The following is a 1,454-nucleotide window of genomic DNA, read 5'->3' on the forward strand; positions in this document are numbered from 1 at the left end:
TGACCGGATTCAACCGGTCGATGCAACACCGGCTTGTTGAACCAACAATAGCTGCTCGTTAAACGCCTCCGCAGGTGTCTTCCACCCCAACGACTTCCGAGGCCGAGTATTCAACGCATACGCAACGGCCTCAATATCCTCAGCACCCCACCTCGAGAGATCAGTGCCCTTCGGAAAATACTGCCTCAGAAGCCCGTTCGTGTTCTCGTTCGTACCCCGCTGCCATGGCGACTGCGGATCAGCAAAAAACACCGGAATCCCCGTCTCAACCCGGAACTGCGCATGCGCCGACATCTCTTTCCCACGATCCCACGTCAACGACCTCACGAGCTCTTCCGGGAGCGTCGACATTGCGCTTGCGAGCGCATTCTTCATCGTAATCGCCCCATACCCAGCCAACGCCGGCCCGTTTCTTGGCGTCTCTTTATGTCGATACCCCTCCTCCCTCGGGAGGTGCACGAGCTTCGTGTACCTCGTCGTACGCTCAACCACCGTGCCAATTGCAGAGCGCTCTAACCCAATGAGGAGATCACCCTCCCAATGCCCTGGCACTGCACGATCAGCCACCTCGGCCGGGCGCTCACTGATCAACGTTCCCGGTGTGACGTGCGCCCATGTTTTCCGGCGTGAACGCTCTCTCGGAGCCCGAAGTGCTCGCCCTGTTCGCAGGCACCACACCAGTTCACGCTTCAACGCACCCCGCCCCTCGATGTAGAGGGCTTGGTAGATCGCTTCGTGACTGATACGCATACTCTCATCATCGGGGAAGTCGACCTTGATTCGATTCGCGATCTGCTCCGGACTCCATGCCAGCACCCATGCCCGGTCCTTGCGATGAGGCTTGTTCCGTCCAGTGAACCGCGGCGACACCGGGCCTGCAACCGTCACCCCACCTGGGTGGGTGATCTCCCCACTTAACCGGTCCTGCACATATTCCCGCAGTCTCGGGTTCGCCACGAGTTTCGCGACTTTCGGACGCCTCGCAGCCATGTCAGCCTTCCACTGCGCAACCGACGCCCGATACCCCGGGTTCGTGCTCCGTGTCGCAGCATTCCGTCGTAACTCGCGAGAGATCGTGCCAGGGTCACGACCGATCGCACGCGCGATCTCGCGCACCCCTTTACCCTGCACACGAAGCAACGCGATCTCTTCACGCTCGATAAACGACAGGTAGCGGCCCGAGGGCTGATAGTTCACATTGGATGGTGGCATGCCTCCAGCATTCCGGAACCACCGCGCCGTAACCGCAGGCGCAACCCCGAGTTGTTCCGCAGCTTCCTCAGCGAGGAGCCCCTGAGATATGAGCACCCAGAACCCAGCCTCGACCGGTCGCTGATATTTCGGGTGCCCCGGCGACCTGAGTTTCGGACGAACTGCTCGATCTGCGTCCCGTTGTCTTCGCACCATTCCACACCTCCGCGCTTGGGGTGTTGCGACAACCGATTGAATCCACC

Annotated in this window: 1 protein-coding gene; it reads right to left on the reverse strand. The window is 60.4% G+C overall.

Annotated elements, in window-relative coordinates; translation table 11 throughout:
* Window positions 1-9: 9 nt before the first annotated feature.
* The gene (locus J4H91_RS15355; protein WP_208047118.1) at window positions 10-1,407 is read right to left on the reverse strand and encodes an IS30 family transposase; all 1,398 of its coding nucleotides are present in this window, start codon (window positions 1,405-1,407) and stop codon (window positions 10-12) included.
* Between the last annotated feature and the right edge of the window lie 47 nt (window positions 1,408-1,454).

The sequence above is a fragment of the Leucobacter ruminantium genome, assembly GCF_017565705.1.
In the GTDB taxonomy this organism is placed as follows: Bacteria; Actinomycetota; Actinomycetes; order Actinomycetales; family Microbacteriaceae; genus Leucobacter; species Leucobacter ruminantium.